Raw genomic sequence first — 15,544 nt, forward strand, 5'->3', positions numbered from 1 at the left:
GGGAGAAAGCCCCGCCTTATGGCAGCGCTACGCCGAAGACGTAGTAGCGAAGGCCAATGATGGCAGCGGGATCGTTGACGGTCTCGGTGCGCACTCCGCCGCCGCTTTGATTGTAGTAAGCGACGTAAAGCGGATTGCCCCGGAAGGTGTAGAAGGTCGCACCCGTGTCCGTGTATTGGACATAGCTGGTGTCACCGGTGAAGGTCGGAGATCCCCAGCTGTCATTATAGGTGCGGTATTTGCCGAGCCTTGGCGTGCGCACGAACTTGGTGGTGTTGATCGACAGCGAGCCACCCTCAACCGTGCCGCTGCCGTGGACCGTGCACCACTTTATAAAGGTGAACATGCCGGTGGCATCGTAGCTGATCGTATTGGCCTGATTGCCGGTGGTGATCGACAGATAGCCTTCCTTGACGATTTGCAGGGCTGGCCATCGGTTATCGATGACGATATCGCCAAAACCCGGCGATGCCCCTGCCCCAGGCCGCAGGAATTGCACCACCTGCTGACCGTTCTGATCGAATTGCCGCAGCACATTGTTCGCACCGCTGGTGGCACTGGCCGGCGCCTCGGCAAAGACAATCACCCGCGCCCGGCAGGCCCCGTTCGGATTGGAGAACTCGACGGTATTGCCATTGGCCCGAAACGTTGCACCGAACGGTCCATCGTTAGGATGGCACGGAAAATAGATCGGCTGGCCAGATGCATAGAAATGGCATTCGATGATCGTGTCGGTGGGCAGCGCCATGCCGCAGTCAAAATAGCTCGTTCCTTTTGGAACAGCGATATCGGCGGCGGCAATCACCTTGGCCGGGATCTGCGAGGAGCTAAATGCCAGCTGGCTGCCCGTCGCCGTATTCACATCGAAGCCCGGCTTGCTGACCCTGAGATCAGTCGAACTGATGATGATTTGTGGCTGGCCCGACACCGCCGCTTGCGGCGTGCCGTTCTGGATGGGGGTCTCATCGCCCGGCAATTGCCAGACGACCAGCTTGTCGGTGCCTGATAGCCAGATCGAGCTTTCGGTTGGTTTGACCGTTGCCCCAAAATACCCCGTGAAGGTATAGGTGGCATTGGCGGCAGCCCAGCCCATCAGATAGGCCCCGCCGTCGCCGAGCTTCCAGACCTGCGTTCGGTCATTGCTCCCGAAATACATCTCCAGCATCTGCATATGGGTATAGAACCCATTGGCATCGACCCGCTTGCGGTCATAGAGCGGCAGGTCATAGATCAGGCCGGGAAAATAGGACTTCTTATAGATGTCCTGATACCCACCATCACCATTGCCGGAACTCCACCAGGTCCAGGACGAGGCAGACGGATAGTAGCCACGCGGCGACGTTCCGGTCGCCCCGGTGCGGATGGCATTGACTTTGCAGTCTGCCGCCCATTTGGACGAATAGTAAAACTTCGATATCTCGGCATCCGAGGTGGTTGCCGGATCGAAGGCCCCCTTGGTGATCTTGATGCAGGCCGTGCCGGTATAGTCGAGGCCAATAAGGGTTTTGGTCATGACGAAATCACAATCGTGCCTGCATTAAGGGAAATCACCATCTTGCCGTTCGAGCTACGGATCTCACCGGCTGTCACCGTGCCGATATTGGCGACATTCATCCGCACGGCAGCACCATCGACCACGAACGGGTTATTGAGATTGCCACCGGCAACGACCAAAAATTGCCCAGCCTCGACCACGAACCGGCTGGGCAGGTTCGCGTCATTGGGGACATCGAGATACCAGGCCGCACTGCGCCAACCGCCATTGCCGCCCTGCCGCGCCTCCGCACCAATACGGGCATAGCCCTCAGGCCCGCCCATGGACGACATGCGAAAATTGGCAGTGGAGACATCGCCACTGGCAGAGGCCGCCGTCAGCGAGGTCAGTGCCGTGGCAACAGATGTGACATTGCCATTGGTGGTGGCGACACTGGCTTGCAGGGTCGAGACGGCAGTGGCGGTATTTTGGAGCCCTGTTTTGGTGTCAGCCAACGAGGCGGTCAGTGTATCGACGCGGCTGGACAGGGCCGTATCTGCTGCCGCCAGCGCATCGGCCCGCGACGACAAGCTGGATGACGACGACGCGAGCGAGGCCGTCAAGGTATCGATGCGCTTTGAAAGAGCTGTATCGGCATTGCCAAGCGCGGTAATCTGCGAGGTAAAACTCGCCGTGACGCTGTTAAAGCTGGCGGTCAGCGTCTCGACCCGGCTGACTGTTGCGGCATTGGCTGAGGCCACCACATCAACGGCAAGGCTCCAGTCTGCCGTCACGCCATCAGCCACCGCCTTGATCTGCTGGCGCAATTGCTGGCGGGCATAAGCGTTGCCCAGATCCAGACCGGCAATGCGCGCATCCAGCTCCTCAAGGGTTGCCTGGACATCGCGCAGGCCAGCCCCAATCCAATCCTGGAGATTGGCCAGGTCATCATCCAAGCCGGAGAGCCCGACCGCGCCCTCATACGGATCATAATCGGCCCCGGCCAGAAACCGCACATCATGCGTCAGCACATCGATCCAGTCGCCCCATTCGGTGGCGCGATTGGAATAAGGCACGAACCGGCCCCGCGCCTGATAGAGCGAAGCCGACAGGAACGTGCCGTTCAAGATCCACTCAAACGGGGCGGCATAGGCTGTGGCATTGCTGTCAAACACCACCATCTGGCTTGCCTTCAAGCGCACCTGCACCCAGACATTGGCCACGTCATCCTGATCGGGCGCACAGATCACCTTGATGGATGGGCGCCGGGGATTGCCATTGGCGTCAGAGATCGTCGCCGGTTCGGCCTTCCAGCCGTACATCGGTTGCGCAGCAGGCACCCCGCTGGACACGCTGCCGGTGACGGGTGGCTTATAATCCGTGCCCTGGTTCCAGCTGTAATCGGTCGGATCGACTTCGGTGATATCGAGGACAACATCAAGGTTGGGCTGATCGAGAACACCATCCACCCGAAACCGCTTCTCGACATAGCCATTGCGATTACTGGACGTGGCGACAATGTCCCCCGGCTCCAATGCCCCGAACTTTGGTGGCATCGAAATGGTATGACGACGGGCGCGACGGGCTTCCTTCAGGGCCGATTGCATCAGCCGCTGCACCTGGGCAGCGTAAGGCACGAAGTCGAGGCTGACATCCGACAGCAGACGCCGGTTGCCGTCTTCCACCTCATAATCGCCGTTATAGAGCGGCGGGGCTTCCGTCATATTCCAAGCGTCGTCTGGCGATGGATAGGACGCGGAGATCCCGTTGACAGTATCAGACAGACCGAAGAACGGCGCAAAACTCTGTTCTTCCGTGGATAGAATATCGGCGTCGGTGAAACTCATAACCGGTTCGTCTGACACGCCGATAAACGGCTTATAGGTGCCGCCGATCTCGGCAAGCCGCCCGTTGCAAGCGGTCAGCATCGCTTGCGCCGCATCCTGAATAGCTGCACTGACCTGCACCTCAGCACCAGAGCGATAGGTAGCCTCCAGGCCGTCAGCGCCTTCGATCAGGGTGCGGCATTTGCCAATCTGGGCAAGCCAGTGACTGGCAGGCAAGCGCCGTTCGGTCACGGTCTGGAGGCCATAGAGCCATTGACCGTTCCAGCGGATACCCCGCATCAGGGCATAGAGCTGCACAACGGGCAGCCGGTCGCCGTCGCCGCCCCAGGTCGAGGCGTCGTTCCAGCGCTGCGCACCATTGCCGCCGACCGAGCTATCCTTGGAGGGATCATAAAGCCGCATTCCGTCCAGCACGAACTTGAACGAAGGAAAGCCGGAAAACAGCTCCTGGTTCACGCGCGAGGTGGCGATCACATAGGCAACGCCATGGCCGACGCGGGTATTCTCGTAAGGCCTGGCCGTGGACGAGACGCGATTGACCAGAAAGCTATCCGCTTGGGTCTGCGTGCCATCGTAAAACTTGAGCCAGAGGTAATCGGTATTGCCCTTGCGGTAATCGAGAACCGGCCAGCCGTATTCAGCATGCGGATGATCGAAATCGATCTCGCAGGCGACACCATTGACGACAGGCACCAGCAGCGACTTGATCGGCGCATCGGCGAGCGCAATGACCTGCGTGACATAGGCATTCGGTGTCTTGCCCGCATTGCCCCAGGTATTGGCATAGACCAAAGAACCCGCCGTCGCCGTCATCCCAAAAATGATCGAGCGCGGCACGGTGCCACCGGACTGCAATTGCCCATTGACGGCAAAGCTTGCCGTCGAGGCGGTGTTCTTGCCCGCCACAGCCGAGGCCAGATAGTTCAAGCCAACGCCGACCGCAGCCTTCAGCAGTGTCGAGCCGATGACGCCCATACCACCGATAAAGGTTGAGACCGCGCCAAGTGCCGACGCCACGCCGCTGACAATGGCGGCGATGCCAGAAAAGATTGCCATGGATGGGATGCCCTTAGAGGGGTTTTATAAAATGGGTCTCGGCAGGCACATAGCCACGCCGGACATAGAGGCTCGACACATCGTTGGTGGTAAGCGCCGCCATGCCGATCGAGGTGCAGCCGATGGATTTGGCCCATGCCTCATAGGCATCGAGCATGATAAGGCCGGAGCGACCCCGCGCCTGCGGTGCAATGAACCACACCGTTTCCTTGGCCATCAGGCCAGCGCCGAAGGGATGATCGAAGGCCGATGCCAGCAACAGGCCGCACACGCTGCCATCGCGTTCCAGCAGCAACGCGCAGGCCATCGGATTATCGAGGTGCAGCCGGTACAGCGCATCGGCCCGCGCCGCCTCGAACCGGAAGGCATAGCCCGCCGCCGCATGGCTTTGCCGCAAGAGATTGACGACAGAAAAGCGGTCAGCCGGGGTGCCAGACCTAACCATTTTTCGCCAGCGCGTTCTTGAGGAAATCGGCCATGCTACTGGTCTTGCTGGTCGAGATCTTGCCGTTCGTCTGCCCCCAGAACAGTTCCCAATCACCAACCACCGCCGTATCCTGATAGAAATTATCGGTGGAGCTGCGCAGCTTCTGGCTGGCGTCCGACCGGGTGTCGGGATTGGAGCGGGTGATTTCCTGCATATGGGAGGCGCAGGTCAGCGTCACCGCGCCGGTATCGCCTTCGGCGGGGGTCTTGATCTCTATCGTGTCGATAAAGCCCAGGAACCGCAGTTCTGCCGGAGACACCAGCTTGCGGGTTTGCGGGGAAAACAGACCGCGATAGATTTCCACGCGGGCCTGTTTGCAATCGTAGAGCCGCACCGCCTGCGCCACCATATCGTCAATCTGGGACATGGTGATGGTGACGTTTTGCGCCTCCAGGGTCGAGACCAACGGGATTTCTGTGACGCTGATCAATGTGCCGGAGCCGTAAAAGCTCCTGACATCAGCGTTGCCGGTGTCAGGATGCACGACCTCGGCGGAAACATTGCCGACATCCGACCAGAAGCCGACACCAGCCGGGTTTCCAGTGGTTCGGTCACGGGCGATGATCCACAGAAAATCACGCGCCACCAATTGCCGCGCCGCGAGCGCGTTGGTGATTGCAGCAGGATATAAGCGCATCAGCGCACCTCGATACCTTGGAAAGACACAGAGCCGCGCCCGGTGGACGCATCGGCTTCAGAGGAAATCGACCCCGGCACGATCATCATCGTGCAGGATGGCCGCAGCAGCGTGACCGCAGACCCCACAGCGGTCCCCGGCCATAAATGCGGGCGCACCTCAAAGGCACCAGCAGCACCGGCCCCATTGGCAACCGCACCCTCGACAACACGGTAAAGCCCGCTGCCTGCAATCTGGATCATGTCACCAACCGAGACCATATAACCGGCACCCAGCCCGGAGATCGTCACGCTCTTATTGTCACCACCGATGGCCGACAGCACCACGCCATTGTCCGGCACGGGCTTGCCAGTCGGATAGGCAATGGGCCGGGACCGCGACAGGGAATACCCCCGGAAGTATTGCAGCCCGCCTTCCAGCACCTCGATCCGCGCCCGCCAGCCGTCGAGGTCGTTCGGCTTCAACTGCTTTGTCTGATAGGCCGCCGACCATAACGGCGACCCCAGATCCTTGATGTAAGTCACCCCGCCAGCGGTGCGTGATTGCTCCTGGCGAAACAGCGGTTCGAACTTGGTCGACCAGCCGGGGAAATCCGCGAGCAGGTCGATGGGATAGACGATGGTCATATCTTCACACCCCTTGCCCGCGCATCGCGCACCGCAGTCACGATTTGAGCTGGCAAGGTCTTTTGCAGCTTGTTCATCGCCTGCTCTTGTCGTGCCACAGCCTCAACAGAAGCCCCGCGATTGTCGATCACCGGATTAATGCTGATCTGCACCGCGCTGGATTTGCTAGCCGCCGCCCTGGACAGATCCGGTATGCGCGGCGCACTTGGCCCGACATAGCCGCCGCTGGAATAGCCCTTCAGCCGCTTGCGCATGGCGTCCAGGCCAGCCGGTCCACCAGCCTTTCGAACGGCATCCGCATCAAAGACATACTCGCCTTTATGGACGACGCCCGCAGGTTCATATTTACCCCCGGCCCCGGTATACCCACCATCGGCAAAGCCAATCGCCTTGGCAAGGCCGGTCAGCCAGCCACCGCTACCGGTCGCGGACGATCCGCCGAGCAGGCCGTCGAAGGCACTGTTCAAGGCCAACTCGCCCAGCTTTTTGAGAACGCCGGACAGCGCATCGCTAAAGCTTTCCGCCCCCATGATCACATCCGAGAATGCGGATTTGGCGGTATCGTAAAACTCTTGTGCTGCCTGTTGCGACCGCTGCTGGGCTTCTTCGACTTTACGCAGAATATCGGCCTGCTCGGCATAGGCTTCGGAGGCCGCTTTGATTTTTGTGATCTGTTCAGGCGTCAGTTGGACCGTGCGCCAATTCTCATCATTGTTGCGTCGGGCCTCTTCACGCGCATCCTGGAGCGCCTGCTGTTCGAGATCAAGCGCCATGCGGCGCTTTTCCTGTTCACGGTAGGATTGCCCAACCGCCGCCTGTTCCTCGACCAGAGCTGCCGTGCGATCCCGGATCGACTGGATGTCCATGTCGAGCCGGTCATCTGCCGTCGCTCTCGGCACGGCGGTCTTTTTGCCGGAATCGGAGCGCCGCTCATCCGCTTTGACTTCAGCAATTGCCAAAGATGTGATTTTATCATCAGGCAAAATCCCGCCCTTTTTAGCGAGATCAGCCTTGATTTTAGCAATCTTGCCTTCAACCGCCAGCTGCTCTTTCGAGAGCGTGTTCTGCCGCTGCGCCTCATCAGCGTAGGCCTTGCCGATCCGCAGCATCTCCTCGCCCTTTTGGCGCGACTTCGAATACTGACCATAGCCCGATGCGACCTTCGGATCGATGGTCGAGACATCGCCAAGCTGCTTTTGCAAAAGCGCCGTTGCGGCAACCGCCTCTTTCAGCCTGTCGAGCAGTGGTGCAAGCTGATCGGCCAGTTTCTGGAATTTGGGGTTGGAATTGGCCAGCGCATAGAGTGCATCGCTTGCACCGGCTGCGGTGACCTTGCCCTCCTTCAAACCATCGCGCAGATCCGAAAGCGACTTCAACTGGTCCTCAGTGATAAGGCGGCGTGGCGCGTTGTCGATGATCTGGGTGAAGAGATCAAGCACGGCTGTTTTTGCCGCCTCGATCTGGGCTTTCCCTTCTTCGACGCCACCTGAAAGCGCGTTGCGGGTCCGCTCGCTGATCGAGTTGGCCGCACCTTCGACGCTGGTTGCCGCCTCTTTTGCGCGCTCCTGCACCTGGGTAAGCGCCTGCGCATAGGTCTTTGCCGCCTGACTGGCTTCTGCCGAGGAAGACGAAAACAGCGCAAGCGCACCGACAACCGTGCCGCCGATGATCAGACCAAGCGGACCGGCCGCCGCACCGATGCCACTGATGGCGGTCGCAATACCGGCCATGGACGATGCAGCCCGCAGCGCCGCGATCAGCCGGAAAACTGCCGCTGTGGCCAGGCCGAGATTGGCAATCATCAGAGCGATGGACCGGCCGACCAGAGCGGCGGCAATGACAGAGGCGAGCTTCAGGACGACATCGGCCGTCTGCTCGAAATTATCCGCCAAGGCATTCAATCCAGCCACCAGGCGCTGGGACGCGCCGAGGCTTTCATCCGTCTGGCCGATATAGCGGGTGAAAGCGTTGTTCACCTTGGTTACGCCCTGTTCAATCGTCTGGGTGGCATTCGCGGCCATACCCTGGATGGTCGGCAAACCCTTCAGGAACGACTGAAAGAATTCCTGGTTGGACACTTTGCCATCATTCACCAATTGCTTGAGCTTGCTGACAGAACCGCCGGCAGCGCTGAGGCCGTTGGCAACCGCAATCAGGATCGGTCGCGCCCCTTCGTTGACCGAATTGAATTCTTCGGCCTGGACGCGGGTCGAGCCGAGAAGCTGGCCGAGCTGCGTCAGCGCACCCTGCGCTTGCGTGGCAGACTTGCCCTCGATCTTCAGTGCCGTGCCGACGCCATCGGTGAACTTCAGCAGATCCGCCTGAGACGCACCAAGCGCATCACCGGATTGTGCAGCCTTGCCGAACAGATCGGCCATGGCACCAATCGGGGCGGCATTGCGCTGGGCCGAGCTGTAAATCTGGTCGAGGACGGCGACCTGAGTGACGCCCACGACGCCGGCCACCGCCAGGCTGTTTTTGGCGCTGGTCCAGGCGTCAGCATAATGGATGACGGAATCCACCGTCAGTGCGGCCGAGATCCCGGCAAGCGGAGCAATGAGGCCCCGTGCCATGGACGTGCCGAGTGTGGAGAAACGCCTGTCCATTTGCTTCAGGCGGTTCTCGATGGCGCGGGCCTGTGAACTGGTCACATTCGCGGCCTTCTGCATCTCGCGCTGATAGCCTTTGATGTCGGCCGAAAGCTGCACGACAAGCTTTTCGAGATCGGTTGCCATGGGTGCCTCGAATTTTGGAAGGATTCAGTGGGTTGCTGGGCTGGCGGCCTCCGACCGGATAGGTCGTAGATCAGTTGCCGCAATCACGCTCGGTCCTGGCCCGGTCAGCTTTGCCGACCTGCTGAAGACCGATCCGCTGCGCCGGGTGCGGGTCGTGAACCTGATCGACGCCGGTAACGACGACATGGCACCGCCGATCCAATGTTCTTCTGCCTTCCAGCCGTTTTCCGCCACGCTTGAGGGCGCGCCGATCTGACGGAGGCAGTAGAAGACCTACAACCGTTCCGACGTAGGGGTGTTGAACGCCAAGTTCTCCTGTCCGCACTGTCCGAATAGCGTCATAATTGTTCTATTAAGACAGTCCCATGCTGCATTTTGCTTGCTCCGGCCTGCCGGGACGGTTAATTGCCAAAGACACGATGAAGAAGGGACAAGAATGCAGTTTGAAGAAACGAAGCTTTCTGGCGTTTTTCTGATCACTCCAAAGCGGTTTGGGGATGCGCGCGGCTATTTCATGGAAACCTTCCGCGCCAGCCTGTTTGAAAGCGAAGTGGGATCTTTCACCTTCGTTCAGGACAACAAGTCGTTTTCGGCAGAGGTTGGCACGGTGCGCGGCCTGCATTTCCAGCTGGACCCGAGGGCGCAGGGAAAGCTGGTTTCCTGCGCGGCGGGCGCGTTGTTGGATGTCGCTGTCGACATCCGCCAGGGCTCGCCAACCTACGGCCAGATGGTGAAAGCCGAACTGACCGCCGAAAACGGCTGCCAGCTTTGGGTGCCGCCGGGCTTTGCTCATGGCTTCTGCACATTACAGCCCAATACCGTGATCAGCTACAAGGTGACGGATTATTACAGCCCGGATCATGACCGGGGCCTGTTGTGGAACGATCCGGCGCTGGCGATCGACTGGCCGGTGACGGAAGATAATGCCATTCTGTCTGACAAGGACAAGAAGCAGCCGAAACTGAGCGAGCTTGAGACGAATTTCGTCTATCGGCCTTAAGCGCCTCTGATTTTTGCCAATCTGCTTCATGCCAGTCTGCTCTATGAACGCTAGGGGATATCGAAAATCATGCGCGTACTTGTAACCGGCGGCGCCGGCTTTATCGGATCGGCTGTTGTGCGGCATCTGGTGCTTGAAAAAGGCTATGACGTCCTGAATGTCGATAAGCTGACCTATGCGGGTACCTTGACCTCGCTGAAATCGGTTGAGGCAAATCCGCTTTACCGGTTCCTTCAGGCCGATATCTGCGACGGCCAGGCGATTGCCTCGGCTTTTGCAAGCTTCAAGCCGGACCGCGTCATGCATCTGGCCGCCGAAAGCCATGTGGATCGCTCGATTACCGGTGCCAAGGATTTCGTCGAGACCAATGTGCTCGGCACGTTCACCATGCTGGAATGCGCCCGCGCCTATTGGCAGGGGCTGGAAGGTGCGAGCAAGGACGGTTTCCGCTTCCTGCATGTCTCGACCGACGAAGTTTATGGATCGCTGGGCGATGAGGGTCTGTTTACCGAAACCACCCCCTATGATCCAAGTTCTCCTTATTCAGCCTCGAAAGCGGCGTCCGACCATCTCGCCAAGGCCTGGGCGCGCACCTACGGCCTGCCGGTGGTGGTGTCGAATTGCTCCAACAATTACGGCCCCTTCCATTTCCCGGAAAAGCTCATTCCGCTGATGATCATCAACGCGATGGAAGGCAAGCCTCTGCCGGTTTACGGTAATGGCGCCAATATCCGTGATTGGCTTTATGTCGAAGACCATGCCAGGGCGCTTGATATCATCGCCGAGCGTGGGCAGATCGGCGAAACCTATAATGTCGGCGGACGCAATGAGCGGCGCAATATCGACGTCGTCACCCGCGTCTGCGCGCTGATGGATGAGCTGCATCCGTCGGGTACACCGCATGAGAAGCTGATCCAATATGTGACCGACCGCCCCGGCCACGACGCCCGTTATGCCATCGACGCGACGCGGCTGGAAACCGAACTCGGCTGGAAGGCCCAGGAAAATTTCGAGACCGGCATCGAGAAAACCGTGAAATGGTATCTTGAAAACCGCTGGTGGTGGGAACCGTTGCGCCAGGGCTATGATGGCAGCCGCCTTGGCCTGCTGAAAGCCGCGAGCAAATGAGCGGCGTGAAGCGCTATCTGGTGACGGGCCTGACCGGACAGGTCGTGCAGTCGCTGTCGAAAGGCCATCGGACCATCAGTATATCGAGCTGATTGCGCTGGGCCGTCCGGCACTCGATCTTGGCAATACCGCCACGACCGAACCCCGCGTTGCGCGCCGAAAACGCATGTTTGTCGGAAAGCAGGGGCTCTTTCGGTCAATGCATGACAGATAAACACAAATGACGTGTCAGGAGTTTTATACATGAAGGGTATCATTCTAGCCGGTGGCAGCGGCACCCGCCTGCATCCCATGACGCTTGTTACCTCCAAGCAGCTCATGCCGGTATATGACAAGCCGATGATCTACTATCCGCTGTCGACACTGATGCTGGCCGGCATCCGCGACATCCTGATCATCTCGACGCCGAAGGACCTGCCGAATTTCCAGAGCCTGTTGGGTGACGGATCGAAGTGGGGAATTTCCTTGACCTATGCCGAGCAGCCGTCACCGGACGGTCTTGCTCAGGCCTATATTATCGGCGCGGATTTCGTCGGCTCTAATCCGTCCTGCTTGATCCTCGGGGACAATATTTTCTATGGCCATGGTGTCAACGACCTGTTCAGAAGTGCAGTTGCCGGCAATGACGGGGCAACCGTATTTGCCTATCACGTCAATGATCCCGAGCGGTACGGCGTCGTCGAATTCGACGAGGATTTGAAGGCCATCTCCATCGAGGAAAAGCCGCAGGCGCCGCGCTCGAGCTGGGCCGTGACCGGGCTTTATTTCTACGACAAGGATGCCGTTGATATCGCTGCAAACCTGAAGCCATCGGCGCGTGGCGAGCTGGAAATCACCGACGTCAACCGCGTGTATCTAGAACGCGGTCGGCTGAACGTGGTGAAGATGGGCCGTGGCTATGCCTGGCTCGACACCGGCACGCCAGATAGCCTGCTGGATGCCTCCGAATTCGTCGCCACGCTGGAGCGCCGCCAGGGCTTCAAGATTTCCTGCCCGGAAGAGATCGCCTATCGGCTTGGCTTTATCGATGCAGCCCAATTGGAGAAGCTCGGGCTGCAATATGGCAAGAGTTCTTACGGCCAATACCTGCTGAAAAAAGTGCTCTGACGCTTTCGATTAACACGCGCATCTGCGTTACAGCGCCGTGCACGAAACCGTGTGGGGCGCTGTATTGGTTTATATATGCTACGTAATTTCGATGTCGGGCCCCAAATAGCGGACAAAAATGATTCAGTATCATTGTGCCGTAACATTCGATCTTTGCTCGACAACACACCACCCCGATCAACCGCCAATAAACTCCCACAGCTCCTCCCGTTCCCTCTCCGACAGCGCAGTTTCCTCTTCTGGGACATTCGCCTTCATCCAGCCGTCGACCGCCGCGAAGAACTGGAACATGGACATGGCGCGGACGGATTGCGGGGCAAACCCCATGGCCGCGCCATTGCCGTAGATGGCGGCAAACCTCAACTTTCCGTTGGGAAGGTCGTCGAGGGCATTGCCCCCTTTTGATTTGCCGCGTCGGCCTCCCCCGGTTTTTCATCCGGTGCGCCGACAATGCCGGCTGTCAGGATCGCCTGGGCAAACAGCAGATTTTCAGCGGGCGGGCGGGCCTCAACCCATTTGCGCACCAGAGTAAGCGCCTCGACCGGGGTCTTGCCACCGCCGATCAGCCCGAAGCGGATCACATGGGAGATATCGCCCACGCGCCAGGTGCTGGTCTGGAGCCGGTCGAGGATCACATACGGCCCGGCATCGCAGGCTTCCTGCAATCCTTCCAGCTCCCCCCAGCCGAGGCGGAAGATGTAATCACCATCCGCCCAAGGCATTGTCAGTTCCGCGTTTCTCATTTCGGGGTGACCACGCGGGTCATCTTGCCGTCACTCTGCATCGAGATGCTGGCCGTGGCGCGCTTGCCGTTGTCGCCAGCACCTTCGAACTTCTCGACATGCATGCGGCCAGTCCAGGTGATGGTCTTGGCCGGGAACTCCCATTCGACCTTGACCGGAATGCTGTCGATGTCTTCCCAGGCATCGAGCCAGGTCTCAACGCTTTCCTGCGCCAGAACACCTTCTCCGGAAATCGACATAGAGAGCGACGAGGCATCACGGCCAATCCAATCGACGGTATCGGGATCATCGCAGTCAGGGATGGAGCTTTCCTCCAGGCCCTTGTCGAGAGACACCGACCGCTGGGTAAAGCCGCAAGGGGCGGAATAGACGATAGGGGTGGCGGAATTTCCGAGCAGAACACGGATCTTCCCGCCACGCATGGTGGTTGCTTGTGCCATGATGGCCTCCTGATTTTGGAAAAGTGTCAGTGATTTTCGATAGCGGCGCGGAAGGTCAGCGCAATATGCGTGGTCAATCCATCCGGGTCGCGCAGATCGCGTCGGCTATCCAGTTCGAGATAGACAAGCGCATTGTCATTGAGGGACAGCATATCACCGGACAGCGCCGCGACGATTGCCCTGGCAATCCGCCGCCCCTCGGCATAGCCAGGATCGTCCGACCAGACGCTCAACTGGATGAACAGGTCGGACAGGTCCAGCCCATCGGCATTTTCGGGTAATTCCTGGGTTGGGCCGAAAGACACATAAGGCAGGCTCACGCCCTGCGGCACCCGGTCATAGACGCGACCGGCAATAATGGCCGTCACATCAGCATCGGCTTTCAGGCAGGTGACAATCGCCACCTGCAATTCGTGTGCTGCATCTTCGCTCATGAGGCCGCCACCTTTCGTGCTGCGGTGCGGACAGCTTTGCGCACCGTTCGTTTGGCTGACTTTTTGCTGGCCCGCCAGGACACATAGAAGAACGGCCGCGCCCTGGTGCCGGGGTTTTCTGATCCGGCATACATGCCGCCGTTCTTGTGGGGTGCCGTGCCGTATTCCACCCAGCGGGCATAATAGGCCTCGGTGCTGCCGGCATAGATGGTGATGGAGAGATCATTGCCCATCTGCGATTTGACCGCGGCGACAATCCCCGCCCCTTTCGGCACCTTGCCCCAGGTCCAGCCGATGCTGTCGCGAAGCGTGCCGTCTTCGACCGCGACCAGGTTCTTCATCATGGCAACGACGCCATCGGCCGCCGCTTCCATACCGGCTTTGATTTCGGCCTTGGCTAGGTCTGGCAGGCGCTTGATTTTCCGGTCCAGTTTGGCAAGATTGAGGAGGTTGCTCATCCAGCCACCCCGCCGCTCTGGCAGAGGAAGTCGATCCAGCGTCGGTCGCTGTCGGTCCATTCGCCGGCAGTCACGTCTCGGATATTAAAGAGGCGCTCTGTATCGAGGTCACGAATGCGCCAGTCGGTTTCGACGTCCCGCGCCTCAATGCAATCGCGCACAAAAATCACCTGCGAATGCTCGCCTTGCAGCCGATCCGCCATCACAGTCTCGCCACCACGAAGATGGACAAAACCCGCACGGCAACGATAGCGCTCAACCCATGATGCGACGGTGACACCATCGCCCCGGTCGATCTCTTCGCGCTGCTCGAAGACAATCAAGCGCTTCAGGTCACCCGTCGATCTCTTGCTCGCCATCGGACCCTCCTGCACTTTCGCGCGGCGGCTTGGGCAGCTCGACCGCCTTCCCGGCCGCCACGGCCCGTTCGCCGCAGCGTTTCAACACCGTCACTTCCATGCCGGCGCGGTAGGCAATCGTGGTGGCGCGGATCGGTTTGAAGTCAAAATCGTCCAGGAACCGCACCCGCATCACGCCCCCCGCCGCCAATTGACCAGCAGCCGGTCGAAGTCGGTCACCACATCCGCCGCGCTGCTTTCCGGCTTGCCGTAAATCTCAGCCACGCGCATGATGATGCCGAGACGAAGATCAAAAGGCAGCTCGACAAACCCGACCTCATAGGTGACGGTCACAGGCGCTCCCCGATGCGCCTGCGGCCAGGATCGGATAGGAACCAGGCCGAGCGTCAGCCCATCGGATTTGAGCCGATACAGCGCGGGATCGAGGACAACTTCCCCACCATCCGGTGATGTATAGGTGATGATGGGCTTACTTCCAGGTTTCACCGGTCCATCCGGCAGGCGCTCCAGATCGGCCCAGCTATCGCATTGTGCCACCAGGGTTTTCGGGGAGACCGACAGATTGCAAGTCTGCTCGATGACCGAGACGACTTCCTCGATCATCATTTGTAGTATGGCGTCATCATGGGCGGTATCGATGCCGCAGCGCTCTTTGACGGTCGCGACCGTGACCGGCAGATCGGTCGCTTTCGCCGTGACTGTCGCGGCATACCAGCTCATGTGCCACCGCCTTGCGCCGGCTTGGTCGCCGCTGCAAGAGCAGCCACCGTCGCGGCATGACGGTTGCGCAGCATCATCAGTTCGGCGCGCAATTTGCCAAGCTCATCGCCCTCGGGATCAACGACAAACTCAGCAAGGCCAGCTTCGACCAGCCGGCGCGCTTCCGGGATCTCGTAACGGTCGGTCACTTCACCTCTGTTCAGAACAAAGTCGGCCCCGACAGCACCGGTCAGCATTTTGATTTTCATGGCTGTTCTCCAATCAGGAAACCGGCCGGCGCTGTTTGCGCCGAC

General features: G+C 59.5%; 19 protein-coding genes. 4 read left to right on the forward strand and 15 right to left on the reverse strand.

From position 1 onward, the window contains the following. Positions 1 to 16: 16 nt before the first annotated feature. Genes IEI95_RS18740 through IEI95_RS18765 form a run of 6 tightly spaced genes read right to left on the reverse strand, consistent with a single transcriptional unit; the run spans position 17 to position 8,862 of the window. Positions 17 to 1,513, reverse strand: coding sequence for a hypothetical protein (locus IEI95_RS18740; RefSeq protein WP_156538660.1), 1,497 nt, complete (start codon positions 1,511 to 1,513; stop codon positions 17 to 19). After that, a complete protein-coding gene (locus IEI95_RS18745) occupies positions 1,510 to 4,377 on the reverse strand; it encodes a phage tail protein (RefSeq protein WP_194416881.1) in 2,868 nt (955 codons plus the stop codon). Before IEI95_RS18745 ends, IEI95_RS18740 begins: the two co-directional genes overlap by 4 nt. Positions 4,378 to 4,390: 13 nt before the next feature. Then, complete coding sequence (locus tag IEI95_RS18750) at positions 4,391 to 4,822, reverse strand: GNAT family N-acetyltransferase (RefSeq protein WP_194416882.1); 432 nt, start codon at positions 4,820 to 4,822, stop codon at positions 4,391 to 4,393. Next, complete coding sequence (locus IEI95_RS18755; RefSeq protein ID WP_194416883.1) at positions 4,815 to 5,501, reverse strand: hypothetical protein; 687 nt, start codon at positions 5,499 to 5,501, stop codon at positions 4,815 to 4,817. The genes IEI95_RS18750 and IEI95_RS18755 overlap by 8 nt, the downstream gene beginning before the upstream one ends. After that, positions 5,501 to 6,127 carry a hypothetical protein gene (locus IEI95_RS18760; RefSeq protein WP_156538656.1) on the reverse strand — a complete coding sequence of 209 codons (627 nt, stop codon included), beginning with the start codon at positions 6,125 to 6,127 and terminating at the stop codon, positions 5,501 to 5,503. Before IEI95_RS18760 ends, IEI95_RS18755 begins: the two co-directional genes overlap by 1 nt. Further along, complete coding sequence (locus IEI95_RS18765; RefSeq protein WP_194416884.1) at positions 6,124 to 8,862, reverse strand: tape measure protein; 2,739 nt, start codon at positions 8,860 to 8,862, stop codon at positions 6,124 to 6,126. Before IEI95_RS18765 ends, IEI95_RS18760 begins: the two co-directional genes overlap by 4 nt. Here IEI95_RS18765 and IEI95_RS18770 point away from each other — a divergent pair. The 4 genes from IEI95_RS18770 to rfbA all read left to right on the forward strand — a co-directional run bounded on the left by IEI95_RS18770 (position 8,861) and on the right by rfbA (position 12,097). Then, positions 8,861 to 9,118 carry a hypothetical protein gene (locus IEI95_RS18770; protein WP_156538654.1) on the forward strand — a complete coding sequence of 86 codons (258 nt, stop codon included), beginning with the start codon at positions 8,861 to 8,863 and terminating at the stop codon, positions 9,116 to 9,118. The genes IEI95_RS18765 and IEI95_RS18770 overlap by 2 nt on opposite strands. Positions 9,119 to 9,298: 180 nt before the next feature. After that, positions 9,299 to 9,862 carry a dTDP-4-dehydrorhamnose 3,5-epimerase gene (gene rfbC / locus IEI95_RS18775; protein WP_156550836.1) on the forward strand — a complete coding sequence of 188 codons (564 nt, stop codon included), beginning with the start codon at positions 9,299 to 9,301 and terminating at the stop codon, positions 9,860 to 9,862. A 69-nt stretch (positions 9,863 to 9,931) separates the two neighbouring features. Then, positions 9,932 to 10,990: a dTDP-glucose 4,6-dehydratase gene (gene rfbB / locus IEI95_RS18780; RefSeq protein ID WP_015915490.1), complete on the forward strand. Its 1,059-nt coding sequence runs from the start codon at positions 9,932 to 9,934 to the stop codon at positions 10,988 to 10,990. Between the two features lie 243 nt (positions 10,991 to 11,233). Next, entirely contained in the window at positions 11,234 to 12,097 is an 864-nt protein-coding gene (gene rfbA / locus IEI95_RS18785; protein ID WP_194416885.1) for a glucose-1-phosphate thymidylyltransferase RfbA, read from the forward strand. Between the two features lie 177 nt (positions 12,098 to 12,274). On the opposite strand, the gene IEI95_RS18790 is transcribed toward rfbA, so the two are convergent. From IEI95_RS18790 to IEI95_RS18830, 9 genes are read right to left on the reverse strand one after another with little or no spacing between them, the layout of a single operon-like run. Beyond that, the gene (locus IEI95_RS18790; protein ID WP_194416886.1) at positions 12,275 to 12,460 is read right to left on the reverse strand and encodes a hypothetical protein; all 186 of its coding nucleotides are present in this window, start codon (positions 12,458 to 12,460) and stop codon (positions 12,275 to 12,277) included. After that, positions 12,457 to 12,819 carry a gene transfer agent family protein gene (locus tag IEI95_RS18795; RefSeq protein ID WP_234934237.1) on the reverse strand — a complete coding sequence of 121 codons (363 nt, stop codon included), beginning with the start codon at positions 12,817 to 12,819 and terminating at the stop codon, positions 12,457 to 12,459. Before IEI95_RS18795 ends, IEI95_RS18790 begins: the two co-directional genes overlap by 4 nt. Before the next feature lie 17 nt (positions 12,820 to 12,836). Then, on the reverse strand, positions 12,837 to 13,280 hold the full coding sequence (locus tag IEI95_RS18800; RefSeq protein WP_015915834.1) for a phage tail tube protein: 444 nt from the start codon (positions 13,278 to 13,280) through the stop codon (positions 12,837 to 12,839). Positions 13,281 to 13,306: 26 nt separating this feature from the next. Beyond that, positions 13,307 to 13,714, reverse strand: a complete 408-nt coding sequence (gp17, locus tag IEI95_RS18805) for a DUF3168 domain-containing protein (protein WP_194416888.1) — start codon at positions 13,712 to 13,714, stop codon at positions 13,307 to 13,309. Continuing rightward, on the reverse strand, positions 13,711 to 14,172 hold the full coding sequence (locus IEI95_RS18810) for an HK97 gp10 family phage protein (protein ID WP_194416889.1): 462 nt from the start codon (positions 14,170 to 14,172) through the stop codon (positions 13,711 to 13,713). The genes gp17 and IEI95_RS18810 overlap by 4 nt, the downstream gene beginning before the upstream one ends. Continuing rightward, positions 14,169 to 14,531: a head-tail adaptor protein gene (locus IEI95_RS18815; RefSeq protein WP_194416890.1), complete on the reverse strand. Its 363-nt coding sequence runs from the start codon at positions 14,529 to 14,531 to the stop codon at positions 14,169 to 14,171. The genes IEI95_RS18810 and IEI95_RS18815 overlap by 4 nt, the downstream gene beginning before the upstream one ends. Further along, the gene (locus IEI95_RS18820; protein ID WP_194416891.1) at positions 14,506 to 14,703 is read right to left on the reverse strand and encodes an aspartate-semialdehyde dehydrogenase; all 198 of its coding nucleotides are present in this window, start codon (positions 14,701 to 14,703) and stop codon (positions 14,506 to 14,508) included. Before IEI95_RS18820 ends, IEI95_RS18815 begins: the two co-directional genes overlap by 26 nt. After that, the gene (locus IEI95_RS18825; RefSeq protein WP_194416892.1) at positions 14,703 to 15,251 is read right to left on the reverse strand and encodes a head-tail connector protein; all 549 of its coding nucleotides are present in this window, start codon (positions 15,249 to 15,251) and stop codon (positions 14,703 to 14,705) included. The genes IEI95_RS18820 and IEI95_RS18825 overlap by 1 nt, the downstream gene beginning before the upstream one ends. Further along, positions 15,248 to 15,499 (reverse strand): hypothetical protein, encoded by a 252-nt coding sequence (locus tag IEI95_RS18830; RefSeq protein ID WP_194416893.1) that lies wholly within the window; start codon positions 15,497 to 15,499, stop codon positions 15,248 to 15,250. The genes IEI95_RS18825 and IEI95_RS18830 overlap by 4 nt, the downstream gene beginning before the upstream one ends. Between the last annotated feature and the right edge of the window lie 45 nt (positions 15,500 to 15,544).

Source organism: Agrobacterium vitis (genome assembly GCF_014926405.1).
GTDB lineage: Bacteria > Pseudomonadota > Alphaproteobacteria > Rhizobiales > Rhizobiaceae > Allorhizobium > Allorhizobium vitis_H.